28 protein-coding genes and 2 pseudogenes are annotated in these 24,160 nt (G+C 68.9%); 11 read left to right on the forward strand and 19 right to left on the reverse strand.

Annotated elements, in window-relative coordinates; translation table 11 throughout:
* Positions 1 to 65: 65 nt before the first annotated feature.
* A pseudogene (locus tag AB0946_RS27210) lies at positions 66 to 602 on the reverse strand (phenolic acid decarboxylase); the annotation flags it as partial.
* 207 nt (positions 603 to 809) lie between these two features.
* Between AB0946_RS27210 and AB0946_RS27215 the strand changes: the two are divergent.
* Positions 810 to 1,271, forward strand: a complete 462-nt coding sequence (locus AB0946_RS27215) for a MarR family winged helix-turn-helix transcriptional regulator (RefSeq protein WP_366763279.1) — start codon at positions 810 to 812, stop codon at positions 1,269 to 1,271.
* A 1,458-nt stretch (positions 1,272 to 2,729) separates the two neighbouring features.
* On the opposite strand, the gene AB0946_RS27220 is transcribed toward AB0946_RS27215, so the two are convergent.
* The 3 genes from AB0946_RS27220 to AB0946_RS27230 all read right to left on the reverse strand — a co-directional run bounded on the left by AB0946_RS27220 (position 2,730) and on the right by AB0946_RS27230 (position 4,880).
* Positions 2,730 to 3,047: an alcohol dehydrogenase catalytic domain-containing protein gene (locus AB0946_RS27220; protein ID WP_366763280.1), complete on the reverse strand. Its 318-nt coding sequence runs from the start codon at positions 3,045 to 3,047 to the stop codon at positions 2,730 to 2,732.
* A 65-nt stretch (positions 3,048 to 3,112) separates the two neighbouring features.
* The gene (locus AB0946_RS27225) at positions 3,113 to 4,198 is read right to left on the reverse strand and encodes a Gfo/Idh/MocA family oxidoreductase (protein ID WP_366763281.1); all 1,086 of its coding nucleotides are present in this window, start codon (positions 4,196 to 4,198) and stop codon (positions 3,113 to 3,115) included.
* Between the two features lie 100 nt (positions 4,199 to 4,298).
* Positions 4,299 to 4,880 carry a helix-turn-helix domain-containing protein gene (locus AB0946_RS27230; RefSeq protein WP_366763282.1) on the reverse strand — a complete coding sequence of 194 codons (582 nt, stop codon included), beginning with the start codon at positions 4,878 to 4,880 and terminating at the stop codon, positions 4,299 to 4,301.
* Positions 4,881 to 4,935: 55 nt separating this feature from the next.
* Here AB0946_RS27230 and AB0946_RS27235 point away from each other — a divergent pair, with 55 nt between their 5' ends.
* Complete coding sequence (locus tag AB0946_RS27235; protein ID WP_366763283.1) at positions 4,936 to 5,115, forward strand: hypothetical protein; 180 nt, start codon at positions 4,936 to 4,938, stop codon at positions 5,113 to 5,115.
* A gap of 703 nt (positions 5,116 to 5,818) precedes the next feature.
* Here AB0946_RS27235 and AB0946_RS27240 read toward each other — a convergent pair.
* On the reverse strand, positions 5,819 to 6,250 hold the full coding sequence (locus AB0946_RS27240) for a DUF5958 family protein (RefSeq protein WP_366763284.1): 432 nt from the start codon (positions 6,248 to 6,250) through the stop codon (positions 5,819 to 5,821).
* Positions 6,251 to 6,343: 93 nt separating this feature from the next.
* On the opposite strand from AB0946_RS27240, the gene AB0946_RS27245 reads away from it, so the two are divergent.
* Positions 6,344 to 6,658 (forward strand): hypothetical protein, encoded by a 315-nt coding sequence (locus AB0946_RS27245; protein WP_366763285.1) that lies wholly within the window; start codon positions 6,344 to 6,346, stop codon positions 6,656 to 6,658.
* Positions 6,659 to 6,854: 196 nt separating this feature from the next.
* Here the strand turns inward: AB0946_RS27245 and AB0946_RS27250 are convergent, their stop codons facing one another.
* From AB0946_RS27250 to AB0946_RS27260, 3 genes are all read right to left on the reverse strand, one after another.
* Positions 6,855 to 7,442 carry a hypothetical protein gene (locus AB0946_RS27250; RefSeq protein ID WP_366763286.1) on the reverse strand — a complete coding sequence of 196 codons (588 nt, stop codon included), beginning with the start codon at positions 7,440 to 7,442 and terminating at the stop codon, positions 6,855 to 6,857.
* A gap of 203 nt (positions 7,443 to 7,645) precedes the next feature.
* Entirely contained in the window at positions 7,646 to 8,206 is a 561-nt protein-coding gene (locus tag AB0946_RS27255) for a hypothetical protein (protein ID WP_366763287.1), read from the reverse strand.
* Positions 8,207 to 8,286: 80 nt separating this feature from the next.
* On the reverse strand, positions 8,287 to 8,670 hold the full coding sequence (locus AB0946_RS27260; RefSeq protein ID WP_366763288.1) for a hypothetical protein: 384 nt from the start codon (positions 8,668 to 8,670) through the stop codon (positions 8,287 to 8,289).
* Between the two features lie 320 nt (positions 8,671 to 8,990).
* Here AB0946_RS27260 and AB0946_RS27265 point away from each other — a divergent pair, with 320 nt between their 5' ends.
* A complete protein-coding gene (locus AB0946_RS27265; RefSeq protein ID WP_366763289.1) occupies positions 8,991 to 9,134 on the forward strand; it encodes a hypothetical protein in 144 nt (47 codons plus the stop codon).
* Positions 9,131 to 9,550 carry a VOC family protein gene (locus AB0946_RS27270; protein ID WP_366763290.1) on the forward strand — a complete coding sequence of 140 codons (420 nt, stop codon included), beginning with the start codon at positions 9,131 to 9,133 and terminating at the stop codon, positions 9,548 to 9,550. The genes AB0946_RS27265 and AB0946_RS27270 overlap by 4 nt, the downstream gene beginning before the upstream one ends.
* Positions 9,551 to 9,584: 34 nt before the next feature.
* Here the strand turns inward: AB0946_RS27270 and AB0946_RS27275 are convergent, their stop codons facing one another.
* Positions 9,585 to 9,986: a hypothetical protein gene (locus tag AB0946_RS27275; protein ID WP_366763292.1), complete on the reverse strand. Its 402-nt coding sequence runs from the start codon at positions 9,984 to 9,986 to the stop codon at positions 9,585 to 9,587.
* Positions 9,987 to 10,148: 162 nt separating this feature from the next.
* Complete coding sequence (locus tag AB0946_RS27280; protein WP_366763293.1) at positions 10,149 to 10,778, reverse strand: hypothetical protein; 630 nt, start codon at positions 10,776 to 10,778, stop codon at positions 10,149 to 10,151.
* Between the two features lie 1,293 nt (positions 10,779 to 12,071).
* On the opposite strand from AB0946_RS27280, the gene AB0946_RS27285 reads away from it, so the two are divergent.
* On the forward strand, positions 12,072 to 12,296 hold the full coding sequence (locus AB0946_RS27285; protein WP_366763294.1) for a hypothetical protein: 225 nt from the start codon (positions 12,072 to 12,074) through the stop codon (positions 12,294 to 12,296).
* Positions 12,297 to 12,397: 101 nt separating this feature from the next.
* On the opposite strand, the gene AB0946_RS27290 is transcribed toward AB0946_RS27285, so the two are convergent.
* The 4 genes from AB0946_RS27290 to AB0946_RS27305 all read right to left on the reverse strand — a co-directional run bounded on the left by AB0946_RS27290 (position 12,398) and on the right by AB0946_RS27305 (position 15,918).
* Positions 12,398 to 12,583 carry a hypothetical protein gene (locus AB0946_RS27290; protein ID WP_366763295.1) on the reverse strand — a complete coding sequence of 62 codons (186 nt, stop codon included), beginning with the start codon at positions 12,581 to 12,583 and terminating at the stop codon, positions 12,398 to 12,400.
* A gap of 82 nt (positions 12,584 to 12,665) precedes the next feature.
* A complete protein-coding gene (locus AB0946_RS27295; protein WP_366763296.1) occupies positions 12,666 to 13,601 on the reverse strand; it encodes a transposase family protein in 936 nt (311 codons plus the stop codon).
* 317 nt (positions 13,602 to 13,918) lie between these two features.
* Positions 13,919 to 14,356: an SMI1/KNR4 family protein gene (locus AB0946_RS27300; RefSeq protein WP_366763297.1), complete on the reverse strand. Its 438-nt coding sequence runs from the start codon at positions 14,354 to 14,356 to the stop codon at positions 13,919 to 13,921.
* Between the two features lie 140 nt (positions 14,357 to 14,496).
* A complete protein-coding gene (locus AB0946_RS27305; RefSeq protein ID WP_366763298.1) occupies positions 14,497 to 15,918 on the reverse strand; it encodes a hypothetical protein in 1,422 nt (473 codons plus the stop codon).
* Positions 15,919 to 16,148: 230 nt separating this feature from the next.
* Between AB0946_RS27305 and AB0946_RS27310 the strand changes: the two genes are divergently transcribed.
* Entirely contained in the window at positions 16,149 to 16,634 is a 486-nt protein-coding gene (locus AB0946_RS27310) for an SUKH-4 family immunity protein (protein WP_366763435.1), read from the forward strand.
* A 232-nt stretch (positions 16,635 to 16,866) separates the two neighbouring features.
* Here AB0946_RS27310 and AB0946_RS27315 read toward each other — a convergent pair whose 3' ends face one another.
* Positions 16,867 to 17,226, reverse strand: coding sequence for a hypothetical protein (locus AB0946_RS27315; RefSeq protein WP_366763299.1), 360 nt, complete (start codon positions 17,224 to 17,226; stop codon positions 16,867 to 16,869).
* 1,443 nt (positions 17,227 to 18,669) lie between these two features.
* On the opposite strand from AB0946_RS27315, the pseudogene AB0946_RS27320 reads away from it, so the two are divergent.
* Positions 18,670 to 19,142 (forward strand): annotated as a pseudogene (locus AB0946_RS27320) (transposase).
* Between the two features lie 26 nt (positions 19,143 to 19,168).
* Here the strand turns inward: AB0946_RS27320 and AB0946_RS27325 are convergent.
* The 3 genes from AB0946_RS27325 to AB0946_RS27335 all read right to left on the reverse strand — a co-directional run bounded on the left by AB0946_RS27325 (position 19,169) and on the right by AB0946_RS27335 (position 20,525).
* The gene (locus tag AB0946_RS27325) at positions 19,169 to 19,645 is read right to left on the reverse strand and encodes a GNAT family N-acetyltransferase (RefSeq protein WP_366763300.1); all 477 of its coding nucleotides are present in this window, start codon (positions 19,643 to 19,645) and stop codon (positions 19,169 to 19,171) included.
* 120 nt (positions 19,646 to 19,765) lie between these two features.
* Positions 19,766 to 19,888, reverse strand: a complete 123-nt coding sequence (locus tag AB0946_RS27330; RefSeq protein ID WP_366763301.1) for a hypothetical protein — start codon at positions 19,886 to 19,888, stop codon at positions 19,766 to 19,768.
* 52 nt (positions 19,889 to 19,940) lie between these two features.
* A complete protein-coding gene (locus tag AB0946_RS27335) occupies positions 19,941 to 20,525 on the reverse strand; it encodes a hypothetical protein (protein WP_366763302.1) in 585 nt (194 codons plus the stop codon).
* A 582-nt stretch (positions 20,526 to 21,107) separates the two neighbouring features.
* On the opposite strand from AB0946_RS27335, the gene AB0946_RS27340 reads away from it, so the two are divergent.
* From AB0946_RS27340 to AB0946_RS27350, 3 genes are all read left to right on the forward strand, one after another.
* On the forward strand, positions 21,108 to 22,148 hold the full coding sequence (locus AB0946_RS27340; protein ID WP_366763303.1) for a helix-turn-helix domain-containing protein: 1,041 nt from the start codon (positions 21,108 to 21,110) through the stop codon (positions 22,146 to 22,148).
* A 71-nt stretch (positions 22,149 to 22,219) separates the two neighbouring features.
* A complete protein-coding gene (locus AB0946_RS27345) occupies positions 22,220 to 22,633 on the forward strand; it encodes a peptidase inhibitor family I36 protein (protein ID WP_366763304.1) in 414 nt (137 codons plus the stop codon).
* Positions 22,634 to 22,653: 20 nt separating this feature from the next.
* Entirely contained in the window at positions 22,654 to 23,598 is a 945-nt protein-coding gene (locus tag AB0946_RS27350) for a hypothetical protein (RefSeq protein WP_366763305.1), read from the forward strand.
* On the opposite strand, the gene AB0946_RS27355 is transcribed toward AB0946_RS27350, so the two are convergent.
* Positions 23,595 to 24,125, reverse strand: a complete 531-nt coding sequence (locus tag AB0946_RS27355) for a transposase (RefSeq protein ID WP_366763306.1) — start codon at positions 24,123 to 24,125, stop codon at positions 23,595 to 23,597. The genes AB0946_RS27350 and AB0946_RS27355 overlap by 4 nt on opposite strands.
* Between the last annotated feature and the right edge of the window lie 35 nt (positions 24,126 to 24,160).

Below are 24,160 nucleotides of genomic sequence, written 5' to 3' on the forward strand. Positions count from 1 at the left end.
CGGCCGCCTCGTTGCCGCCGCGGGCGGCCAGGACGTCGGCGAGCAGGCGGAGAACGCACCGCCGGGTGGGTCTTCAGCAGGCTGCCAGCGGGCAGGTCCTGCGGACCCACCGCGACGACATCCTCGTCGTCCTCGCCGACGTGCTCGAAGAGGGTGATGCGGGCGAATTCGGGGACGACGTAGATCGGGTAGGTGGGTCCGGCGTCCCGGTAGGCGCGCATCTCGTCCAGGTGCTCGTTCTGGAAGAGCACCGTCTTGCTGCCGTCCTGTTCGATCCACTGGGGGAAGAAGATGGTGCCGTGCAGGACCCGCCGACGTGGCAGCACATTGACGACGACCGAGGTGCCGGTCGGCTCGTTCCACGACACCTTGTACACGTCGTCGGCGAGCTGCACCAGATCGACCTCCTGGTCCTTCACCCAGCGGCCGCCGACCATGCCCGAGTGGATGCGGTAGTCGATAATCGTTGCGTTCTTCACGTACATCTCGTACTGCCAGCCGTTGGCGTACGTGTAGATGAACCGGTGTCCGACGATGCCGGACAGGTCCTGCGGCGGGACGGGGTTCTCCACGGTGGTCGGCGTGTCGTGCTCGGCAGTCATGGGTGGTGCTCCTTGCAGTGCTTTCGGGTGGGGGCGTTCGGCATGCGGTACCGGCCGATCTCACAAACCCAAAATTATTTTGCTACAAAAATGTGCAGTATGCAAAACAGTACGGTCACAGGTCACAATGACGGCATGCGAGACACAGACGGAGTAGTGGCCGGCAGGCACGGCGAAGGTGCGCCCGGGGTGCCGGGATCAGCCCGGGTGGCTGTCGCACTGGGCGGGCTGCTGGGTCCGCTGCGACGCGCCGTGCTGCGCGCCACCCGGAACGCCGAGGGGCTGCCCGACCTGCCGGAGGCACAGATCGAGCTGCTGCGGGCGCTGTCCTCGTCACCCGAAGGCCTCAGCCCCGGCGCGGTGGCAGAACGGCTGCGAGTGGCCCCCTCCACCGTGAGCAACCTCGTCCGGACGATGTCCGGCGCACGGCTGGTGGAACGAGTCCGCCCTGAACACGACCAGCGAACCGTGATACTCACCGCGTCGCAGGTGGCCCTGGACCTGCTGGAGCGCTACGACCGGGCCAGTACCGCAGCACTCACCCAGGTCGTCGAGGAACTGCCCGACTCCGACCGGGCGGCCCTGGACCAAGCGCTGCCCGCCCTCGGCCGGCTGGTCACCGCGTTGCAAGCCGTTCACGGCACCGGCAGCGGCACGCCGGCATCATGACCCAGTCGGCGGCGTACACGGCGCAGTTGCCGGACCTGGCCGGGCGGAGGACCCAGCGGCGGCGCCCGGCACGAATGATCGACACCCTCAGCAACGAGAAAGTGACCGGCCGACCCCGGCGGCGCCTACGCCGGCCACCGGCCGTCATCTCCCCGAGTCGAGACACCGCGCACCTGGGGAGGGCGGACAGGGTTCACCGCGGTCCATGCCGGCTGGGGCAGCCGGATGCATCTCTGGACGATTTCGGGTTCGCCTGGCCCACATGGCACGTGGCCGGGCGCGAGCTGCCCTACGCCTCAGACACCGAGCGGCAGCCAGCCTCGGTCACCAACCTCGCCGAACGGCGGCCCCAGTTGAGGCGCGGTCCGGCATTGTGCTGCTCATCGGATCGCAGTTCCGACACTGCGGGAGCCTGCGTGAGAGGACCAGGTCGGCGACCCTGAAGGCGTGGCCCGCATTCGGTTCTGTGCCTCCTGCGGGGCCCGGCTGCCGCGGAACGCGTCGGCCAGGCGGCGGTACTGCGACGACATGTGCCGGGCCCAGGCGTACCGGGCCCGGCGGGCCTCCGACCGGATCATGACCCCGGGAATGCTTCCCGCTGAAGCGGGGCGGGCCGGCGACAGGCGCATGATCAGACTGTTGACCTGCCCGGAGTGCGGCCGGATCACGTTCGCCGGTGGCGACCGCCGCCGCGACGCGGTGCACTGCTCCGGCCGCTGCCGCTCCCGAGCGTGGCGCCGCCGCGCAGCCCACCACGCCAGGGCGTCAGCGTGACGTACAGCCGTCACAAAACCGCGCCATACCAGCGAGTATGACGCCTCGACGTCACACACGTCCGTCCCCGCCGCGCGCGGCCACGCCGCTGCGCGCGAGCTGTAACGCGCGGGATCACCATCGGGGCGGAACCGGTCGGGGCCACCAAGAAGGTTCAGGCGGCTGCCGGCGGTCGCGGGCCTGCGTCAGCTGGCCGCCCCGCCCGAGCACCCCGGCACCAGGCCACGGGCAAGACCCAGCTTGGCGGAGACAGCCGGACGGCCCCGGCGGGCAGCCGGGCCGGGAGGTGCACGGGGCGCACGACGAGCAGCAACACGGGCGCGGGCGGCCGGACGCAAGGCCCAGCCCGGCGGGACGGGGCGCGCGGGGCCGGCATAGCGCGGCAGCGGCACTGCGGCCCGGGCGCGGCCGGGTGCCGGGCGCGGCCGGGTGCCGGGCGCGGCCGGGTGCGGGGCGCGGGCGGGCATGGCCCGTAGCGCGGCGTTGCCGGGGGGTGACGGGACGGCAGGCACGGGAAGTACGGCGGCGGGGCGGCGGGCGGGCGGGCCGGGCAACAGGCGGCCTTCGGACACCGCACCACCCGGCCGCCGGGCTGTCGACAGTCATGCAATTCCCCACGGACCGCGCCGTCGGCTTCACGTAATTCCCCACCCGCGAACTCGGTCCGATGACCGGCTCAGACGACTACACGAACGGGTAGCCGCCTCCAGCGGCTCGGGTCGGGTTGACCATGGCCATCACACGATCGCCGATGGACAGATCGGATGTGGTACCTGGGCCGATCTCGTCGACCTCGCCTGCGATGTCCAAGCCGGCGATAACCGGGGCGTCACCGTTGAGCCGCACCGACGACGCGCCAGTTCTTATCAGCGTGTCCACCGGGTTGACCGCTGCGGCACGAACGCGAAGCCGTGCCTCTCCGTGGCCCGCGTGCGGCGTCGGTCGCTCGATGACCTGCAGCACCTCGGGTCCGCCGTAGCGCAGGAGACCTACCGCTTTCATACGATCCTCCTCATGGTCTGTGCCAGAACGCCTGGCGCACGGAGGTCGCGCCGGGCGTCCGGTGATCAGTGCTGGATGGCCTGGCGAACGCCGGTGTCAGCCGCGCGTTCGATGGAATCGATGAGGCGGTGCCGCTTCAGAGCGTGCTCGAAATCGGGCACGGTGCGGGTGCCGTCGGCCAGATCGCGGGCGAGATGCGTGTACAGCCGGGCGACATTGGCACCGACCGTGCCCCTCAACTCGGCCGGTACGTCGTTGACATAGGACGCAGGCACCTCGATCCGCTGCACTGCGCCGTCCGCGCCGCGGCCGCCGGCGAGCGTGAGCTCGGCGACCTGCATGTTGCCCCAGGTCGAGGTCAGAACGAGGTCGCCTTCGGAGCCGTTGATCTCCCAACGGAAGTTGTCACCACGTGACGCTCCTCCGCGATAGAAGACCGATGCCGCGGCACCGCCGCGCAATGTGCCGATCACCGCGACCTGATCGGCCGCGCTGACCTCGATGGTGCTCCCGCTCTCGGCGATGATCGCGTGTTTACGCCCGATGGTGAGCTGTGCGGCGACGGCGTCGAACTCTCCCAGGACGAAGTGAAGCGGGTCGAGTGCGTGCATCGTGGGTGAGGTGAGCGGGGTCGCGCCGTTGGCTTTGTCGTACCAATAGGCCTGGCTTGCAGTGGCCTGCGGACCCCAGACCATGCCGGAGCCGACCATCGTGGTCCCCAGAACCTCGCCGATGTACCCGTCTCGTATCAGGTCCCTGGCATGGCGAACCTCAGGTGCGTAACGGCCCTGCAGGCCGGCCACGGTGCGCACCCCTGATGTCCGGGCCAGCTCGGTGAGCTTCTCCGCCTCGGCCAGCCCATTTGCGAGGGGCCACTCGCTGTACACCGCCTTTCCGGCCGTGACGGCGTCCGAAATGATCTCCAGGTGCTCGGTGACCTTCACCGAGACGACGACCAGATCGACGCCGGGATGAGCGATGAGGTCCCGGTGGTTGTCGTAAGCGGGCACGCCGAATTCGGCGGCCGCCGCTTGGGCCGAACTGCTCCGCGACGTGCTGACGGCGCGCAGCTCCACGTCGGGCAGCGCAGCAAGCACGGGTATGTGTCCGAGGGAGGCCCACCCTGTGGTGCTGCCACCGACGATGCCCACGCCTATTCGTTCCATCGTTGTCCCTCCGGACATTTATCTGTGTCGAACGTTCCATAATTTGCGCGCCGAAGGACCGACGCGTTCACGTGACCCCTCGCCCTCAGCCGAGACAGGTCAGCGCGACCTCCGCCGACCTCATCAGGGCGGCACGATCTGGATTGATGGCTCCCATCACCCGCAACCCCTGGAGGGCGGCGACCAGGAATCCGGCCAGATCAGCGGCGCTACGGTCTACCGGAATCTGACCGCGAACCTGCCCCTCGGCAAGCACGTCGAACAGAGCAGACTCCAGCGCCTGCGTCGTGGAACGCAGTCGCGCCGCTACTCGACCGTCCTCTCCGGCGCGTTCCATCGCGGCAGCCACGATCAGACAAGCCCGACGACTCCCGTCCTTGACAATCTCGTCGACGGAGCCCACAAACACCTCGCGGACGACCTGCCTGGCGTCATTGCCGGAGCGCAGCAAGTCGATCAACGGCACCGCGTAACGCTGCCGGTAGAGGTCGAGCGCAGCGAGATACAGCCCCTCCTTGCTGCCGAAAGCCGCATAGATCGAACCGCTGCCCAGCCCTGTGGCCTCGGCCAGGTCACGCATCGACGTGCCCTCGTAGCCGGTACGCCGGAAGGCTTCCATAGCGGCAAGGACTGCGGCGTCGATGTCGAACTCTCTCGTGCGTGCCATGCGCACACCCTACCCGATTACTGGAACGACCGACAAAGTATCAGGGGTGCCGAACATGGCCACCGTCTCCCCGGCCTGCACGGCGGTCGCATCACACATGTACGCGAGGCCCCTCACCACCGGAACATGCCTCGTCGACTGTCCGCGAGAGGGAGACCTGCTGTCCGAGCGGCTGACCAAGGTCGAGGCCCAGCACGACACCACCGGCCAGTCCGACCTCACCGAAGAGGGCTGAAGTGCCTCACGCACCCCCACTGCCCGCGGAGCCCCTGGGCAGGACGGGCAAAGCCGACCTCACCGCTCCCGGCCGGCCAGGGAGACGGCCAACGGACAGCCCGACGCGAAGGAGCGCTTTCGATCGGCGGGCGACCACAGCATCTGCCATCCGAGGATGTGCTGTCGTCACCGGTGAAGCCTCCGGCATCGGTCTGGCCACAGCTCATCAACTCGCCGACGCCGGATGCCCTGTCGCCGTCCTGGGCCGATCACAGGGTGCAAGGCATGGACACCAGGGGCCCGGGCGGGCGCTGGAGGGAGTCGCCACGGCTTGCTACGGCCGCGAGAACGCCCGCGCGGCGAGGTCCTCGCCCGGGCGGACGGTCGCCGGACGGAAGCCGGCCGGACGGAAGGTGCACGGACGGGACCTGAGCGGACGCAGGTTCATCGAAGGCTCCTCGAAGAAGACGGTGCAGCATCGTTCGCACAGGGGTGATTCCAGCAGGACCCTCCCACCACGACCAAAGACAAAAGCAGACGAGACCTACTAATTCCGGAGGCGGGGGGGCAGTTGGTGCAGCGGTCTGAGGCGCGGGAGAAATCCGGCCCCATGCCGCCGGCCCGGTCCGCCCGGCGGACTGACGCACCGAGTCGCGGCCAGGCGTTATGCGTGGGCGGGTCGTTGATTCTCAGCAGCCCGGGAAGAGCCGCGATGGCCGGCGCTACGGCTGCTCGGTAGCCGTCGGCAGGTTGTGCCATGCGTGTCCGCAGGCGCCTTGGCAGTACGTCTCGCGGCGGCGCGTGTCAGCGACGGCGAACACGCAGACGAGGACGCGGAACGCCGTGACGTATTCCGTGGCAGGCAGGCCCGCGAACCCGTAGCGGGGCGGGTCCATGCAGATCATCACCGAGCAGTTGGCCGTGGGCTTCACACCGGATTGCGCCACCCCGGCACGGCCGTCCGCCGCTGTGATGTGCGCCTGCATCGCGTAGCCGGCGACTTCCCGCAAAACCTCCTGCTGGCGTGTCGGGGCGAGGCCGGAGAACCAGCCCACCCCAGCGTCCAGCGTGCGCAGGCCCTGGGCGATCTCGTTGACCACCTGTTCGGTCTCACGCCGGAAAGTGCGGCCGTCGTCGCCGCTCGGTTCGGTCACCGCGTGATGATGTCACGACGCCGGTCGCGGGCGGGGAGTGCTGCGACAGGACCTGAAGGGGATGGGCTGATCCGGTCCTGGCAGGATGCGCGCGTGCAGATCGTGAAGATGGTGGGCTGCGTCGGCCTGCTGGCTGTGCTCGTGGGGTGTGGTGGCGCCGGTGATGGTCCCGCAGCCCCGGGTGAGTCGGAACATGTGAAGGCGACGGCTTCGATGGACCCGAGTTCGATCACTGTTCTGGTGACCTTCGTCGGTGGACCGGCCGACGGTCGCACTGAACACCTGCCGCTGCCCGAGGCGGCGGGCAAGGTCACGATCGATGGCGTGACCTACTGGTGCGACCCCGGCCCGCCACCGGAGGTGAAGGACACCCCGGAGGGCCTGGCCCAGGTGATGCGGCCCGTCTGAGGTCACCGGCCGGGGCCGCCCCGCCCGGTCATGATGAGAGCCGGACCGTCCCCTTAAGGGCGCCTCCGGCCTCGCGCCAGCCCGGATGCGCCCCGGGTCCGGCACGGCGATCACCAGACGGTTCCGGCCGGTGGGGACAGACCCGGTGCGCGCGCCCCTAGCGCGCACGCCGCTCGGCCGGCCGGCCGAGCGGTGGCTATACCGTCGGGGACGCGTCGAAGTAGGTGTTGCGGTAGCCCTTGCCGTCGTTGTTCCAGTCGAGCTGGATGAGGCCGTCGGCCAGGTACCTGCCCGAGCCGGCGCGGTAGGTGAGCGTGCTGGTCTTGTAGGAGCCGTTGCCCCAGGTGTTGCCATGCTCGAGCTTGTACTCCAGGCCGGGGTAGATCGCCGACTTCACGACGGGGTCGGGCCCGGCGACCGACTTCTCGATCTGGAGGTGGAAGCGGGCGGCGTCGAGCACGTCGCTCTGGTTGACGTACCAGACGGGGCCCTCGAACTTCACGTTGACGTAGGCGTAGATGTAACCGCCGGAGCGCTTGGCGCACAGCGAGACGTCGAAGTTGTAGTTGTCGGACAGCGGTCCGCTGTAGGCCGGGTTGTCGACGGAGGCGCTGCTGGTCGTGCAGCGGTACGTGGCGGCCGAGGCCGTGACGCGGCGGAGGCCGTGGTGGCGGTGGCGAGCGAGGCTGCGGTGACAGCGGCAGCGGCCAGCAGGGACAGGGCGGTGCGCTGGAACGCGGGCATCGGGTTGCTTCCTCCTTAGCGTCGGGCGGGATGCCAGCAAGCGTGGAGGCGGGCCGTGGGCCGTGGCCCGTGACCGGTGTGCCGCCGGTGCGTGCCAAGGCCTGGCACGGTGATCGCCTACGGCGCACCGGGAGACGGGAACGGATGCTGGTGGTGCCGGCGGCGGCTCGTCTCACACCGCGGTAGCTTTCGGCGCGGGTGCGCGGCGGGCGCAGAGCAGCAGTGCGCAGCCGGCGGCGGCCGTCAGCGGGACGGCGAAGTGGCCGCTGAGCGGGCCGGCCAGGGCGGTACCGGCGGCCAGGCCGAGACGCATGGTGCCGGAGATCCAGCCGACCGCCTCGGTGGACGTGCCCCGCGGGCGAGCGTGGTGACCCTCAGGCCGGCGACGGTGAGCAGAGGCACGAACAAGGCGCCCGGCAGCAGCGCCAGAAGGAGGACCGCGGGGGCAGGGAGCGGGGCGAGCAGGGGGAACCAGCAGACCGCGTATGCGGCGCCCAGCAGCAGAGGTTCGCGGGGGCTGGTGCCGTTCGCGGGCTGGAGGCGAGCGAACAGGGCGCCGCCGAGCAGCCCGGCGGCGGGAAACGCCGCGGACAGTGTGCCCGCCGGCCAGGATGCGTGCTGCCGGCCGGCCATGGCGATGGCGGCGACGTCGAGGGCCCTGGCCGTGGCGCCGAGGAAGACCAGGGCGAGCAGCAGGGGCCGCATGGCGGGTGGGCGCAGGACGCCGAGCCGTTCGCGGCGGCGTGGTGCGGCGTGCCAGGTGCGGGCCGGTGGGGTGGTGGCGAAGGCGAGGGAGCCGGCCACGGTGACGGCGGCGGCCAGGGCGAGGGTGGCCGTCGGGGAGAGCCAGGTGGCCGTCGCGATGGCCAGGGCGGGGCCGGTGACTAGACGATCTGCTGGGTGGCCGAATCCAGGGCGCAGGCGGTGCGGACGGGTGCCTCGTCGGGCAGCACCCCGTCCCACAGGGACCGCAGTCCGCCCTCCAGCGCCGGGCATCCGGCTCCCGCCAGAACGACGCACACGGCGGCTGGCGGTAGGTGGCCGGTGCCCGCCACCGCCAGCGCGCCGAGCGCGCAAGCGACCAGCAGCGCGCCGAGGCAGCAGGACAGGAGCAGGCCGCGCAGGTCGGCCAGCCGTCCCAGCAGCGGCAGACCGAGCGCCGGAGCGATGCCGTACAGCGCGGCCAGCAGTCCGGCGGTCGCTGGCTGTGCTGCGGCGCCCGGCATGACGGTGGTGAGGGGGACGTCGCGGACGTGCGCGTGGGCCAACCCCTGCCTGCCTCAGGGGGTGCGGGGAGTCTCGCGGCTGGCCGCCCGCACGGCCGGTTCGTCAGGGGACCGCGCGGGCGGCGGCGGCAGGGGGAGCCACTCACGGGACAGCCCAGCAGGGCACACAGCGCGGCCTCAACGCCGCTTCCCCGACAGCGGTCAGCACCAGGACGGAGGTTCCAGCAACTGATGCCGCGTTCGTCCACGCCGGTCCGTCTCGCGGAGTCCTGGGTAGGGCGGACCGGGGACGGCACGTAGAGCGGTGCTCAAGATCTGTGGATCGGCTCCGGGAGGGGACGCGGAGGCCGTACCTTTCCCGGATGATCCTGATGGTCACCGAGCAGGCCGGCGTTCGCAACGCCGGCCGGGACGGCACACCCATGCCCACCGCAGTGAATGACGTGCACCAAGCCCGCGCTGGACGCGGCCGGCTCGTCGAACGCCCCGAGGCGGTGGCCGCGTGACCCCGCCGACACACGGCGTGCTGCATCACGTCGAGATCTGGGTGCCCGACCTCCCCCGCGCCATCAACTCGCTCGGCTGGCTGCTGGAGACACTCGGCTACACCGTTTTCCAGAGCTGGGACAGCGGCCGCAGCTGGCAGCTCGGGCCGACCTACCTCGTCCTCGAACAGTCCCCCGCTCTCACCGACGACCGGCACGACCGCTGCCGACCCGGGCTGAACCACCTGGCATTCCACGTCGAGGACGCCGCCACCGTCGAGGCGCTGGCCGTCGAAGCCACACAGCACGGCTGGCGCCTGCTGTTCCCCGACCTGCATCCGCACGCCGGTGGCGAAGAGCACTACGCGGCCTACCTGGAGAACGAGGACGGCTTTGAGATCGAACTCGTCGCGATCAACCCAGCCAACCGCGGATGAGCACGGTGAGTTCCCCTGGCGTTGCATTCGGCGATCAGGCACGCAAGAGGCCAAGTGCTTCAGTCCGGAACACAGGTGCGGAATCGGCTGAGCAACTTAAGGGCGGGAGCGCTCTGCGCGTCGAAGGTCTGGCTTCGCTGCTCGGCGGAGAGGTCCGGCCCCAGATACGGGCACCGTGGCAGCGGAAGCAGAAGGCGATCTCGAAGAGCTGGTCAGTGCAGCTGTGGACTCGGATACCCCAACCGGGGAGGAAGCAGCGGTACCGCTCGCTGCCCGGCATGTCTTTGATCAGCTCCAGAACCTGCTGTGCCTGGCTGCCTGCCCAGAGGGCGACAGCATCACCTGTCAGGCTAGGAGAGGTCAGGTGACTGGCGGGGTCGGTGATTCGGACGGCTTCGATCAGTTCGGCCTTGAGATGGGTGGGGGGCAGCAGCATGCTCCCAGTGTCCTTGACCACGAGCCCGCATGACCCAGTCGCGCGACGTCCACGGGGCCGTGCGGCAGAGCCGCGCGCCCGCGTCACCGTGTCCGGCGCGGGCCGGAGGCAGAGAGGGCCGTCTACAGGGCGTAGACGCGATCTGAATCGGCTGGTCGCGCGTCACAGTGTTCCGGCTTCCGGCCAGGCTGACCAGTGAGTGTTCGGTGGGCGTTGAAGTCGGTAGCGAGAGGGGTCGCCGGTGGCGAGTACTTCGGCGATCCGCTGGAAGGTCTCGTGATCGCTCGGCATGGAATCACCGAGATCGTGTGGCTGCTGCCACTCATCGAGCCGGAGGACCAGGGGCACGTGTGCGGGCAGCCTGGTGCGCAGTTCATGATCATTTGCGAGGAACGAGCTTCGGTCCTTCGCTACGAGCGACCGCAGGATGTCGATGAGAGGTGCTCCCTGTTCGCCGGTGATGGGGAGTGCCCGACCTCGGACCCGAGCGAAGCGGCTGCCGCGGTAGCTCCTGCCGTCTTCGGTGAGCTCGTCGATGCGGTCGAACAGGTCGTCGTTGCAGAATCCCGGCTCGCCGCGAGTGAGGCAGTTACCGAAGACGTGCAGTACGTCTGTGAGGTTCCGTGTCCGGGGCGAGTAGCCCAGCAGTTCCACCACCATCCCCCACTCGCCAGGACGGTGGAACAGGGACATGCGAACGTCGACCGGGTAGTAGTAACCGTTGGCCAGATCGGGGAACGTGGCTTCGTCGGCGCAGTGGTCGAACTGACCGAGAATGGCAGCCGTTGTCATCACGGCCTCAGAGTAGGCGGGCGGGCAGTCACCTCTCCCGTTGATAGCGGTGGTCTGACTGGAGAGCCTGCGGTAGGAGACGAGGGCGCAGGAGATGCTGGTGAAGGCCAGGGCCTGTCGGCAGGGCGGCGGTCGGCGCGCCGTCAGCACCACCCGCGCGCGGTGCGCCCGTACGGCGTGGTCCGCGGCGGCGTCCTTGGCGGTGTGCCGGACGCAGGGCCCAGCGCGGGCGGAGCAGCGCGGAGTCACCGCCAGCAGGTGAGCCGCTGCGGCGGGCTGTCGCGCGAGGGGGGGGCCGTTCGGCGGTATGTCAAGCCGCAGCGGGTATTGGTCAAACGGGGTTACGCAGCTGGTTCAACGCTCACCGCGATGTCTCGTCGTCGAAGGTGAAGCGCCAGGACCTCCATCTCGACGAACGTGCCGATGAGTCCGGTTACGGCGAGTTCCGCGGCCTGGGCGCGTGCTTCACCCAGGGACAGATCTCGCGCACTGCGGAGGGCCTGCAGCACGGTAACGACGCTCGGCACGTCTCCAGACAGGCGAAGCCTCGCGGGTCCATGCGCTTCCAGCAGGGCTTGTCGAATGTTCTCGGGTGTGACGGGGCCGCTGTCTTGCTCGCACCACCCATTCGGGCAGTCAGCACACCGTCCTTCGGCGCCCCAGCGGAGCATGCCACGGTCAAAGAACTGACCGACATCGCAGGTAGTCGTGCCTCCGCAGGCGCTGCATCGGCCTGTGACCTGTACTCCTTGCGTGATCACAGAAGGCTCCTCAGCGTCATGGGTCAATACTGACGGGATCCTCCCTGAGAAGTCGGCTTCCGTCGACCAGGTCTGCAGACGACCTTGCCAGTGTTGTCCTACTCCCCGATCTACTCCCACCTCGCCATGAGCAACCCGGTCGTCGGTGGGATACCGGGTGACCACGTCTGTGCAGCCAGCAGCGGCGACACCTCAACAACCCCTCGCACAACCCGCAGGCGACAGGACCTTGCGAGGGGACCGCGCGGGCGGCGGCGGCAGGGGGAGCCGCTGGCCGTACAGCCCAGCAGGGCAGACAGTGCGGCCTCAACGCCGCTTCCGGGCAGCGGTCGGCTTCAGGACAGAAGTTCCAGCAGCTGATGCCGCGTTCGTTCACGCCGGTCCGTCTCGCGGAGTCCGAAGACGGCGTTTCCTTTGGCGTGCCGGTGTGACAGGTGGTGCTCCGTGCGCAGGATGAGAGCCGAGAGTGTCTTGACATGAAGGTGCAGCAGTCTCTCGACCGGGTGCCACGCCGTCGTTCTACCGTGTCGAGGTGATCCGACTAATCGCGCAGGACGACACCCTTGAGCTCAGTGAAGAACAGGTGTCAAAGATCAACAACTGGCTGCTGGAGTTCTTGCCTGCTCGCACTTGCGAGGTCACCGTGGGGCCTGGAGCCGCGATCGTGGTGCCGGACCAAGACCGCGGTCTGGACGATCTCACGCCAGGTCTCCTTTCGCAGTTGGAAGCCATCGTCGGCTGTGCGCTGCTCGCCTGACTTCCTCGCAGGGCTGCGGTAATGCCTACGAAGGCGAGAAAGTGTCCGACCTTGCGCTCGTAGCGGCAGTGGAGACGGCGGCAGCCGGCCAACCGCTGCCTTCATTGCCAGAGATCAGCTCCGTCGCGCCCGCTGGGGTCCAGCGTAAGGAGGTCTTCATGCAGGCGCGACAGAGCCCGCCCAGTGGAAGAGCCGTCTTCGCCCGACTCCATGACCAGCCAGCCGGCCTCGACACCCGACACGTTCACATCGCCGCCGCCGTCCAGTTCGTCGAGCGTCGCGAACACCGCCTCATAGGCGACGGCCCGGACTAACGAGCTCGTGCACGGTAGGCGGTGAGGCGTCGAGGGTGGTGGCGGGGCTCGGTGTTCACATCTGCCGTGCCGACGTCAGGTCCGCGGTCTGCTGAAGGGATAGCAGGCCGGCGACGGCTTGGACGATGTCACTCATGTGCTCGCGGCGGCCGAGATGGCGGGCCAGGGCCCGCCAGTTCTTCAGGTGCGCGATGCCGTGCTCGACCCGGATACGCCGTGAGGAGTGCGCTTTGCGCTGTCGCTCGTGCACTTCCTCGTACCAGTCCGGAGCGTTCTTATTGGACTTGCGGTGCGGAGGTGTGACCACCCGGCCGCCGGTCTGCGCACCCAGGCCCTGGTAGCCGGCATCGGCGAGGATCTCCATGGCGGGACCGTTGGCCAGGAGACTGGCCAGCCCTAACTGGCGGGCGTGGGTGATGTCCGCGCAGCTTCCGGGCCTGGCCGGGCTGCAGAACAGCATCCGGCCATCCGCGTCGGTGAGCACCATGGTCTTGACGGCGTTCTGCTTGCTCTTGCCGGAGATGAACTTATCCCGGTCCTGGCGTCCGGCGGCCGGCCGCCGGACCCGGATCTCGGTGCCGTCGATGATCCCGGTCTTCCCGCTGGCACCGAGATGGTCGACGACCTCGGTCAGAGTCCGTAGCCGCACGCCGGGGCTCACGGTGCATCCTCGCTCGGCGAGCAGCGGCCGTACCTCGCCGATGGCGCGGGTGATGGTGGAGCGGTCCACGTCGAACCAGCAGGCCAGCACGTCGTGCGTGGCCCCGTGCCGGAGGTGCACGAGGGTGGCCAGGAGCCGGTCGACGAACACGAGCCGGTGCTTCGCCCCGGCGCCCACCGCCCGCTTCCGCGGCCGGGACGCAACCTTGGCCTGATGCCGTTCATGCCACAACGGGCCCAACTCAGCCACCAGTTCAGCGATCACATCGGCCGAAAGACCCGTGATTCTCCGATTTCTGACGATCGCTGCACGAGACGCGTTCCCCACCACACGACCATGATCGACGATCAGGAAACCGACGCCTCACCGCCTACCGTGCACGAGCTCGTTAGTCAGCGACCCAGGAATTGGGGACGTGGACCATACGGTGGGGCGGTGGCCGGCCGGCGGCCAGTGCAGCTCATACTGAACAAGAAGTAGGAGATCTACCTGCGCGCCGCACAGCAAAGGACACCTTCTCCGCCTCAAGAGCCGACTCGGCAAGGGCGGCCGGGGCAGGCGCTGTGCGGCTTTAGCTGCTTCGCACGTTCTGCCGGCCGGTTCCGGCGCAGCCCTGTTCGCAGCCCCAAGATGCATCAGTATTTTGTTTATGATTCATACCAATCCTCTCCACCAGCCGCAAGGTATCGGTGAACATAATCTCGCAAGTCTCTGGCAACCCATCGACGACTATCTGTCTCATGCTGCCAGACAAAAATGTCGTGCCTTGGCGGCTCCACAATAAAAGCGAAAAGGTCACCACCGCCATTGTCTCCGAGGAACAACAAAGGATTGAACGGCATGTAGAGGTTGCCGAATCCTGCAGTATCTCTCATCTCGCGATTGCGCGACACGATACCTGCGGCGGGCCACACAAACTCGCATCCGAATTCATCAGAAACTCCGTTGGCCTCGCGCAGGAAGGACTTTAGCTCTGCGGGAAGCTCCAGCCCGAGGGCCAACTCAGCTGAGGCGAGTTCACTCTCATCAACTGGATCCGCGAGGTCAACTTCCCCAGACAGAGAAGAAATGAACTCAACCCACATCGACTGCCTCCTTGACTTGTGAAAGTAAGAGAACACGAAGGGCGGCAGTTCAGCAATAGTAACCGGACAGGGCGCAGCACCGTGTTCTCCGTCTTTGTACTGACGGTGTAGGGAGCGCAGTTCTGGACCGCGGTGCAGTCTCAGCTGTCGACCCCGGCTTCCCACTTGCGCCGGCGCAGCATGTGGTCGGTGAAGAGGTGTCGGCTCCGGTCGAGCAGTTCACCCACCTCCGCGTCGCCGCGCCGGCCGTCCGGTGCCGGATGCCAGCGCTGCACTGATTGCGCGGCCCAGGTGCGCAGCTTCACTTCGGGGTCCTCACACAGAGCGACTGCCGCCCGTAGCGCCACGATGCCGCCGCGCGCGTCGAGCAGCCGGAACGCGCCGACGCGGACGTGCCGCGGCCGCTCGGAGCTGGTGCGCTCCAGTAGCCAGTCGGCGGGCAGTTCCTGGACCGAGGGCAGCAGGGCGGTGACGGTCTCGCGGACGACTCCGGGGGCAGGGTCGTCGAGGAGCGGCCGCAACTGCTTCGCATCCGCGCAGTCCAGCGCCCGCAACCCTGCCACTGCCCGCGCCCGCACCCCGGCCGCCGGGTGCACCAGCAGCGGCCGCAGCAGTTCGGCGTCCTCGCGGTTCCCGCACTCGGCCAGCCCGATGACCGCACCGGGCGGCAACTCGGGGTCGTCTGGTGCCGTGCACCGCTCCCGGTACCAGGCCGCCGGGTCACAACCCTGCTGTCGTATGACATACCGGGCACAAGCACGCACGAGCGCGGAACGGTCGCTGAGAAACGGCTCCGCCTGCTCTGACCGCCCCGCCCGTCTCAGCGCGGTGACACCGGCCGAACGGATACGCGGGTTGCGTGCGGACAGCAGTAAAGGCAGCACACCCTCGTAGGCACCCTCATCCCCCAGAGCCGTAAGCGCCGCTGTGGCACACAGGTCCTGGACCACGGTGTCCTGGTCCCAGGCGGCCGCGCGGGCCAGCTCAGCGGGACGGAGCAGTCGGCCCTCGATGGCCAGCCGGTACGCGAACCGCCGGACGATGCGGTCGGGGTCAGCGAAGAGAACAGCGAGCTGCCCGCGCGAGGCCTGGCGCAGGATCTGCCCGAGCACATCGACACCGAAGGCACCTCTGTCACGGCGGCCGACGCGGAGGACGAGCGACGCGAGGCCGAGAGCCAAGTCCACGTTCAGGGCCTCGCGCAGCAACTGCCGGGCATGCTCGCGTACTGGGCCGACCCAATCGGCGCAGCGGATCACGACCAACGGCAGCAGACCGGGGTACCGGACCGACTGGCGCAGCGCCTCCTGACGGATCCGCCCGTCGCGGTGGCACAGGGCAAGTGCGAGCCAGCACTCGCCGAGCTGAGTCAGCTCGGCGGACAGTGGGGCGGAGTGCTCCCACCCCTGCAGGAACTGCGGGCGGTGCCAGGCCACCTCACGCACTCCTGCATCCAGCGCGAGCCAGTCAGCGGGGTCGGCGACATCAAGCGTGCTGCGAAGCGGCGCGCCTCCCGCGAGCCGCATCGCTGCCGCTGCCCCGCCCCCGATGTCCTCAAGCATTCCCGCCCCCCCCCAGCAGCCGTACCAGGTGATCGTAGAGGCGGGGCTCGCGCAAGGCGCGCGGAATATGGCCCGTGATCGCCCAGGGCCGCCGCCCGGCACCCAGCCCACCAGAAACCGAACGCGGTGACACCGCCCCTGCTTCGCTTGCCACTGGTTACAGGCAGCGCGCCGCATCGGTGACAACCACCATGCTCTGTCCCACTGAAGCCGCAAGTCAACGGATGCCCATGGTGACAACTACCGTGCTCTGCGTTCGCCTTGATCGTCATCGAGCTGCCACCCGAGGTGCCCACCGAGATCGCTGTCGACCTCAGGACAACCGGCATCGCAGGCGGGTTGATCGGATACGAGTACCGGCCGCTGAGCGAGTCGGCGTACTTCGGGGGATCGGTGAACGGGGGGTGGTCACTATCGCGACGAGTGGCCTGTTCGGACACATCGCCATCGATGCGGCCAGTGGCCACATAGTGCATATACCTCATATCGGGTCATCGAGCGTGAATCACGTCAACAGTGACCTCGACTCCTTCAACCGATGCGTTGCGGCTGTGATCACACGCTTCCCGTTCTACGCGGAGGGGTTCGAGGCAGTGGCGGAAGAGCTGCGCGAGCTCATCTCCGGCATCGACGCCACTGCCCTCGCGGGCGATGGGTTCTGGGAGACCTTCTGCTACGACGTGGCGATCGGAGACTATGCGGACTGGGAAGCGTGATCCCGGATCGGCCCCGGCGCCGATCAGCCGTCCAGGGCTCAGGCCCTGGTCAGTCGTGCAGCCGTCTGCGGGCCGCGTTGGCACTCGCGTCGCAGCACGGTCACCCGTCCAAAGACGCGCAGGCGGAACCTGGTGACGGGGCTGTCCAAGTCAGCCCCGACGCCGTGATCACACCAGCCAGGCCGAGGTCATCCCACCGGGCCAGCGTGCCCCGTCAGCGAGCCTCCGCGCCTCAGCGGAATTCGTGGATCACCTGGATCTCTCCGACGATGTGGGCGTTGAAGTCGTCCAACTCCTCGGCCGGAACCCACAGCTCGAGGATCGTCTGCCCGCCTGCCTGCTGGACGGGATACCGGCTCAAGAAGTCCGACTCGACCTCGAAACGAGTGACGAAGCCAGCGCCATCGTGCTTCACGTTCCAGTCCCGCGCGATCCTGACCGCGTAGTCCTCATTGAGCACCGGGTAGAAGATCGGCTGCTCGGGCAGCCGGGGCGGCCAGGCACGCCAGCTCAGCTCCCGCACCAGATCCAGCTCCTTGGGACCGGTGGGACGCCACAGGGTCGTCGTTGCTTGCCGGCTGGTCATCTGCATCGCTCTCTGAACGTAGGCCGCCGGTACGGCGGGGCGGAACACCGGACATTACCGGCGCCGCGAACTCAGCAGCCACGCACTTTTCCCACCAGCCAACTCCGTGACCGACAGCCGAAAGCCTCCTGTGCTCGCGATCGCTGCAATCCACAGGGAAAGCACCTGCCGCCGCGGCGGCCGCGCGACCGCAGGAACGCGTGACGCCATCGGACCGGCTGACCGAGAACGCCAGGGCGGCGGCGACAGGCGGCACGCGCGCGCGGCGGCAGGAAGCCGGCGGAGGATACGGGCGGACGGTAGCGACAGGAACCGGCTGGCGCCCGGACCAGTAGCCGATGGCCCGGCGGCTCACGGCCGACAGCCGACGGCGGCCGACGTGGCGGCCGGGCCGCGGCGGCCAGTAGCGGCCGGTGGCCGACAGGGCGGGCTAGACCCGGGGTGAGAGCGGCAGACCGCCACGGCCCGGCACGAGGCCGCCGACAGAGACGGGCCGACGGCCGGGCGCAGCCGCGCGGCCGAGGCAGCCGACGACCGGGACGGCCCGGCGACGGCCCAGGGCCGAGGAAAGGCAGAGGCGGCCGTGGCGGGCGCGGCAGGGGGACGGCCGGACATCAAGCCGGCGGCGGAGGCGACTGAGACAGGCCGCCGGGGCGGCGCTGCCGGGCGGAGACGGGCGGCGAGCGGCGGCGCGGGCAGCTGGGCAGTGGAGGCGGCAGAGCGGGCGCCCCGGACAGCACAGCGGTCCGCGGCACAGACGCATCGGAGCAACGTGGGCGGGCCGGACGGGCGGAGGCTCCGGGCACCAAGCGCAGGGGCGGTGCAGGACCACTTGAGACGGCCGACCGGTACAGGCGCGGCGCGGGGCCCAGGGGCGCGACACAGCCGCGCGGCGCGCGGCGGCCAGCCCGCGGGCGGAACGGGACCGAGGCAGGGACGACCGACCGGGCGGAGCGGCGGGGAGCGCGGGGCGTACGGCAACCCGCGGAGCCGGAACGCACGGTACGGACCGGCAGCCGGCAAACGCCCGGCACACCGGGCGAAGCATGGGCGCGGGCCAGGGCGAGACGGCACACGGCGCGGGATCCGCAGAGCGTGACAGCCAGTTGAGCGGACGGCGGGAGCGGGTCGGCAGCCGGGCCGGAGGGACAGCCGGGCCGCGCGGAGGGGAGCGAGCAACGACGCGGGGACGAGCGCAGGTGGTGAGCCGCAGGACGCACGAGCCGAGGCGGGACCGGGACGGCGGCGAGCCGGGAACGGGAGGAGACCGGCACTCCAGCCAGACCGTGGGACCGGCGCGCTGTAAGGAACGGCACAGCACCAGCACGGTCCGATACCGGAAGAGCACGGGCGGCCTGCGGAGGATGGATTTCCTTCGAGGACGAAGCAGGATTCACCCGCCGGCCTCCCCGAGGACGGACCTGGGGTCGGCGCGGCGTCACCCCGGTCGTGACGGTCAGCGGCCGCCGCTCCGGACGCCTGTCCGTCGCCGGACTCATCGCGGTACGGCCCGGCTCCAAGACCCGACTGTGCCACCGACTGCGGTGCACCGCGGCGGTAAGGACGAGCGCCGCAGCATGGGCGAACGCAACTGCATCCAGCTACTCGACGGCGTGCATCAGCTGGTCAAGGCACCGATCGTGCTGGTGTGGGACCGGTTGAACACCGATGTCTCCCGTGCGATGCGGCTGACCGTGTTCCTGCTGCCGGACTACTTGCCGGAGCTGAATCCGGCCGAAGGACTGTGGGCCCACGTCAAACGCAGCCTGGCCAACCTCGCCTCGGTAGCCCTCGACCGCCTCGACACCCTCGTCCGCAACCGGCTCAAACGCCTGCAGCCCGCCATCCTCGACGGCTTCCTCGCCGGAACCGGACTCGACCTTGACCTCGGCCTCGGCCTCGACCCACCACTGCCGCCCTGAAAGACTGCCCTAATCGTTCGTCCGAGTCAGAGCAGCTGATCTAGCCGCACATTCATACGTCGAAAACCAGCTGCGTCGTAGAACGCACGAGCGCCTTCATTGAAGTCCCAGACTTCTGTCACCAGGCGTCGACAACCTGCCTTGCGTCCCACTTCACGCACCGCTTCGAGTAGCGCCGAGCCGACGCCCATGCCGACGGCATCGGGGACTACTGCGATTTGATCAAGAGAAACGACCAGGTCCGACCGGAACAGTGCACTGGAATCCCATCTGACGACTCGAGCCTGGGCGTACCCAAGGGCTCTGCCGTCCGAGCTATCGGCGACGAAGGCGGTGACTGAGGGATCGGCCAGCCGGGCCAGAAAGAACGCTTCAACGACATCCTGCTCGGGCGAGTCCGTGAACAAGTCCGGACGATGTCCCACATGCAGCTCATGAACGATGCCGTTCAGGCTTGCAAGCAGGGAAGCATCGTCGGAGGAGGCAGTACGTATTTTGATCACAGCGACATCCTGGGCCGCCGCTCCAGTCGATGTCACGTGGTTTTGGCCTGGGCAAGCGCCGACCGCCGGGCTCTTCAACGAAGCGTCACCCCAAAAAGCCGACGTCAGTAAGCGGCGTTGTCAGCGGGCTCTGCCATGGCGTGCGCCGTGGATGAACTGGTGGAGCGTGTCGACGATCATGGCGAGGGCGTCCGTCTCGTTCCAGAAGACTTCGTCGATGACGTCAGGGTCCTCGAAGCACATGTGCAGCAGGGACCTGCTGACCGGTTCGAAGGCGCCGTTGGCGACGGCGGCCTTAATGAGCAGGTCCGCCTCGGGGGCTGCCGCCGAGACGGGTTGGGTCGCGGTCGAGTTCTTCGTTTCGGGCGTGCCCCCAGTCGCTGGCCATGCGTGCCAGGGTCTGAGCGTCGCAGTCGGCGAGGTGGCTGTCGCGTCGACTGAAGGCCCACGAGGTGGGCGAGTGCTGGCAGCCAGGTGTCCGGCACAGCTCGTCGGCCCGGTCTTGGGTGATGATGAGCCGGAAGCGGCGTTCGTTGCACACCACGAACGCCGTCTCCAGCGGGTTCATGGACTCCACCGTGATCCGTGCCTTGTGCCCTTCCCGGGCAAGGGAGCCTGCCAGTTCGAGCACGGTGCCGTAGGGGATGGCTACGCCGAGCACCTGGGACTGGAAAACGGCCGGCGCGTACTCGTCGTCATAGCCCCAGTCGACGTCCGCGGGCAGAAGGGTGGCGCACTCGTTCAGTAGCTCGGAGAGGAGAAAGGTTCGGGCGGTGCGGGCCGGTGCTGCAACCATTTCACGGGCGAGCTGGGTGTACCGGCGGCCGGTGCTTTGCTGGGCGGCGCGGATCTCAGCTTTCCGCTTCTTGTCCTTGGTCACGACGTTCCTTCCACGGCATGCCCACGCCCATGCCGTAGCCCGGCCATCATGATCAAGTCAGGTGATCGCGCGAATCCGTGACCCTTGTCCTCGTCCCGGGGCGCGTGGGTACTTCCGGCCGGGAGTCTGGCAGGCGCGTGCTGCCGCAGGCGGCAGAGGAGCGCACCCGATACAGGGTCTGACGGTCAATCGCCGTAATCGTGCCGGATCATGTCGCGGTCGCGGGATGCGGTGATTGCGGCGGCCTGCTCGAGGGCTGAGAGAAACGGGTCCTACGCCTGACAACCTCACAGCACCCCACGTCCATCAGGGAAAACAGGGGATGTGACTCACAGCGGAGCCGGGTGTCTGTGAGTGCGAAGTGCTGCTGGAGTACTAGACGGTGCGCTGGTATCCGTTCTGAGGAGCTTGCCGCATCCGTTCCGAGAAGCTGCGGCGCGCACCGTCGAGGGCGGTACGGCCCTGTGGCCACCGCCACGGCCGCACCTCAGATGTTCCTCAACCCCTTCCGGCCCGGCACTCAGGCGTGGCAGCTTCACTGAACACGACCCTGGCTCAACGGGGCGCCTTCAGGGAGGGTTCATGACGATGGTCACGGAGTTCCGCACGAGCGCCTTACCGGCCGCGGAACGGTTCGACTCCTGGCACGGCATGGTGAACGACACGATAGTCCCCAACCGGCTGCGCAGCGACCATACGCCGGACTTCCGGGCGCGGTTGCGGCTGATGGACCTGGGCGCGGTCCAGGTGTCCGCTCTGCGGTATCCGCCGCTGGAGACGTACCGCCCCGCGAAGCTGATCCGGCGGTCAGACCCCGAGAGCTACCAGCTGATGTTGAACCTGCGTGGTGGCCACAGGATCCGCCAGGGAGGTCACGACACCACGGGCTCGGCTGGCGAGATGCTGCTCTACGACACCTCGCGGCCCTGGCACGGCTGGGCGGGGGCGGACGCCGGCAACGCGGGTAGCGCCGTCAACGGCATCATGGTGCAGGTTCCCCGCGCACTCCTGCCGCTTCCGCAGGACGGTGTCCGCTCCCTCATCGCCACGCGGCTGCCCGCCGGCCAGGGCGTGGGCGGGCTGCTGGCCGGCTTCCTGAAGCAGCTGGTCGACCACGCCGGCTCGTACACCCCGGCGGATGCCGCGCGTCTGGCCACCGTCATGGTCGATCTTCTGGCAGCCGTGTGCGCCCACCATCTGGAAGCGGAACGGCTGCTGCCGCTGGAAACCCAGCACCACACGCTGTTCCTGCGTACCCGTGCCTTCATCGAGCACCATCTGGCCGACCCGGAACTGACGCCGGCCGCGGTGGCCGCCGCCCACAATGTCTCCACCCGCCAGTTGTACCGCCTCTTCCAGGCCAGGGGCCTGACGGTCGCCGGCTGGATACGTCGGCGCCGGCTGGAGAACTGTCACCGCGACCTGGCCGACCCCCGCCACCGCCACCGCCCCGTCCAGGCCGTCGCCTCCCGTTGGGGCCTGACCGACAAGGCCCACTTCAGTCGCCTGTTCCGCGCCGCCTACGGGATGCCGCCCGGTGACTACCGGCGCGTCGCACAGAACGCCGGGCGGGAAGGCACGGAACGGCAACCGGATGGCGCTCACGATCAACCACCGTGCTAGCCCGGCCGCCGACACTCGGGAGGTCATCACGTCGGCAGCAAGTTCATCTCCACAGAGAGGACCGAACTACGGTGCGTCGAATCGTCATGTCCGTGCTCGCGACCGGAGCGCTTGTCGTCTCCGGTCTGGCCCTCGCACCCTCGGCTCAGGCAGCCGTGACCGACTGTCCGAACGAGAGCGGATACCTCTGCTTCTGGGTCAACGCCAACTATGGCGGCGCCATGGGCAAGGTATCCGGCAACAACACCTACTGGGGCAACTTCACCGGCGGGTGCAACTCGACCCAGCGGTGGAACGACTGCGCCTCGGCCATCCGTAACGAGGGACTGAACTGTGAGGCGGTGGTGTACGAGGCCGCGAACTACGGCGGATCCTCGTGGGTGATCAACCGTGACACCCAGGCCGCGGATCTGACCCAGTGGGGCAAGCCGAGCGGGGGCAACTGGAACGACGTCATCAGCTCCAACAACTGGTGGTGTGGGTAAGGGCTGACGGCATGCGTCCGATGGCCACACCTGCCGTTGCCGCGGCAGTCGTCGCCGTGTTGGCCTTCGGTTCCGCCGGCTGCGTTCGCGCGCAGCCGGCGGAACGGCCGGACCGGGCCGCCGTGCCCGCGCTCAGCCAGGCCGCCGTGGACCTCGCTCTGAGGACCTCCCCCTACCGCGAGGACCAGCGCACCCTCCGTCGAGCGGAGGACGAGCTGACCCGCCGGTGCATGGCCGGACACGGCTTCGGCCACCCGGCCGCCTCCGGTACCACCGCCCGGGACGACGACCCGTGGCACCCCGATCCCGAGGTGCGGCGCACCCTCGGTTACGGCTTCTCCGACACCGGCCCGTCACCCGACGACCAGTACCCGCCCGGCCTGCCCGCGGCGAAGCGGGGCAGCTACGCCCGTGCGCTCACCGGCGACCCTGGGCAGCGCGCCACGCTGCGGCTGTCGAGCGGCCCGAAGTTCACCTTCGCCACCACGGGCTGTATCGCCCAAAGCCGCAGCCGACTCTTCGGTGATGTCATGGCGGCGGCCAGTGTCTCGTACGTGCCTCAGGAGGCCTACAACGCGGTCCACGGACGGATCGCCGACGACGCCACCATGCGGCGCGCCCTGGGAAACTGGGCGACCTGCATGAAGAAGCAGGGGTTGCCGTTCGCCTCCATGGAGGACGCACGGGCGGCCGCCGCCCGCCGGAGCCATGGCGTACCGTCGGCGCAAGGCGCCGCGCCACGGGAGGAGGTACGGATAGCCGAGGCCGACGCGGAGTGCGCCGTTGCCGTCGATCTGCCAGGGGTGGTCGACCGGGTGGGGCCCCGGTACCTGCGCGAACTGAGCGCGGAGCAGCGCCGGGACCTCAATGCCGCCGCACAGTTCCGGCTCGAAGCGCTGCAGCGCGCCCGCGGCCTCCAGGACGTGCAGCCGCACACCACGGCCACGCCCCCACCCTCTCCCTAGGTGGCGGCCAGGTCAGACCGTCTCGTCCGCCAACTGGCGCGCAGGCCATGCCCCGTCAGGACCGCGGCCCGGTAGGTGGCCGACATGTCGATGGCGACGTGCCGGATGCTGTTGCGCCAGGACAGAGGTGTGGTAGACAGCCAGGCCAGCACGTCGGCGGCGGTGCGGCCCTCGACCTGGCCGAGCAGGCCACCGACACCGAGCGCGTCGACGAACCCGGTGTGCCACCGGTCCCGTCCGTAACGAGCAGGCCGCCCTGGGGGTCGTCCTCGTGGTCGGGTGGCACCGGTGTGAAGCCGGCGCTCTCCAGGTCGAAGCGCGCCCGGGCCGCGAGGGCTTCCAGTTCTGTCAGAGCCATCCCAGTTCCTTCTCCGAGTCGAGGAAGTCGGTGCCTCCCTTCTCCTGGCGCTGGCAGTCGTCCGCGGCCTGACGGGTCGCCGCCCGTTCCGTGTCGTTTTTCGGGCCGGGTAACGGGTCATTTGAATAAGCACTTCAGTTGGCCAGTTGAGCGGGACGGGCTCATACATCCCAGCCGAGGTCTCCAGCGCACGAAATACTGCTG

Source organism: Streptomyces sp. NPDC046870, assembly GCF_040704595.1.
Taxonomy (GTDB): domain Bacteria; phylum Actinomycetota; class Actinomycetes; order Streptomycetales; family Streptomycetaceae; genus Streptomyces; species Streptomyces argyrophylli.

Excerpts from the sequence above, each read along its gene's own strand:
- AB0946_RS27235 (WP_366763283.1), top strand. The coding sequence starts at position 4,936 with ATGGCCACCGTCTCCCCGGCCTGCACGGCGGTCGCATCACACATGTAC.
- AB0946_RS27340 (WP_366763303.1), top strand. The coding sequence starts at position 21,108 with ATGACGATGGTCACGGAGTTCCGCACGAGCGCCTTACCGGCCGCGGAA.
- AB0946_RS27350 (WP_366763305.1), top strand. The coding sequence starts at position 22,654 with ATGGCCACACCTGCCGTTGCCGCGGCAGTCGTCGCCGTGTTGGCCTTC.
- AB0946_RS27305 (WP_366763298.1), bottom strand. The coding sequence starts at position 15,918 with ATGCTTGAGGACATCGGGGGCGGGGCAGCGGCAGCGATGCGGCTCGCG.
- AB0946_RS27265 (WP_366763289.1), top strand. The coding sequence starts at position 8,991 with ATGATCCTGATGGTCACCGAGCAGGCCGGCGTTCGCAACGCCGGCCGG.
- AB0946_RS27230 (WP_366763282.1), bottom strand. The coding sequence starts at position 4,880 with ATGGCACGCACGAGAGAGTTCGACATCGACGCCGCAGTCCTTGCCGCT.
- AB0946_RS27275 (WP_366763292.1), bottom strand. The coding sequence starts at position 9,986 with ATGCTGCTGCCCCCCACCCATCTCAAGGCCGAACTGATCGAAGCCGTC.
- AB0946_RS27315 (WP_366763299.1), bottom strand. The coding sequence starts at position 17,226 with ATGCAGATGACCAGCCGGCAAGCAACGACGACCCTGTGGCGTCCCACC.
- AB0946_RS27280 (WP_366763293.1), bottom strand. The coding sequence starts at position 10,778 with ATGACAACGGCTGCCATTCTCGGTCAGTTCGACCACTGCGCCGACGAA.
- AB0946_RS27220 (WP_366763280.1), bottom strand. The coding sequence starts at position 3,047 with ATGAAAGCGGTAGGTCTCCTGCGCTACGGCGGACCCGAGGTGCTGCAG.
- AB0946_RS27330 (WP_366763301.1), bottom strand. The coding sequence starts at position 19,888 with ATGTGCTTCGAGGACCCTGACGTCATCGACGAAGTCTTCTGGAACGAG.
- AB0946_RS27355 (WP_366763306.1), bottom strand. The coding sequence starts at position 24,125 with ATGTATGAGCCCGTCCCGCTCAACTGGCCAACTGAAGTGCTTATTCAA.
- AB0946_RS27310 (WP_366763435.1), top strand. The coding sequence starts at position 16,149 with ATGGTGACAACTACCGTGCTCTGCGTTCGCCTTGATCGTCATCGAGCT.
- AB0946_RS27300 (WP_366763297.1), bottom strand. The coding sequence starts at position 14,356 with ATGTGGGTTGAGTTCATTTCTTCTCTGTCTGGGGAAGTTGACCTCGCG.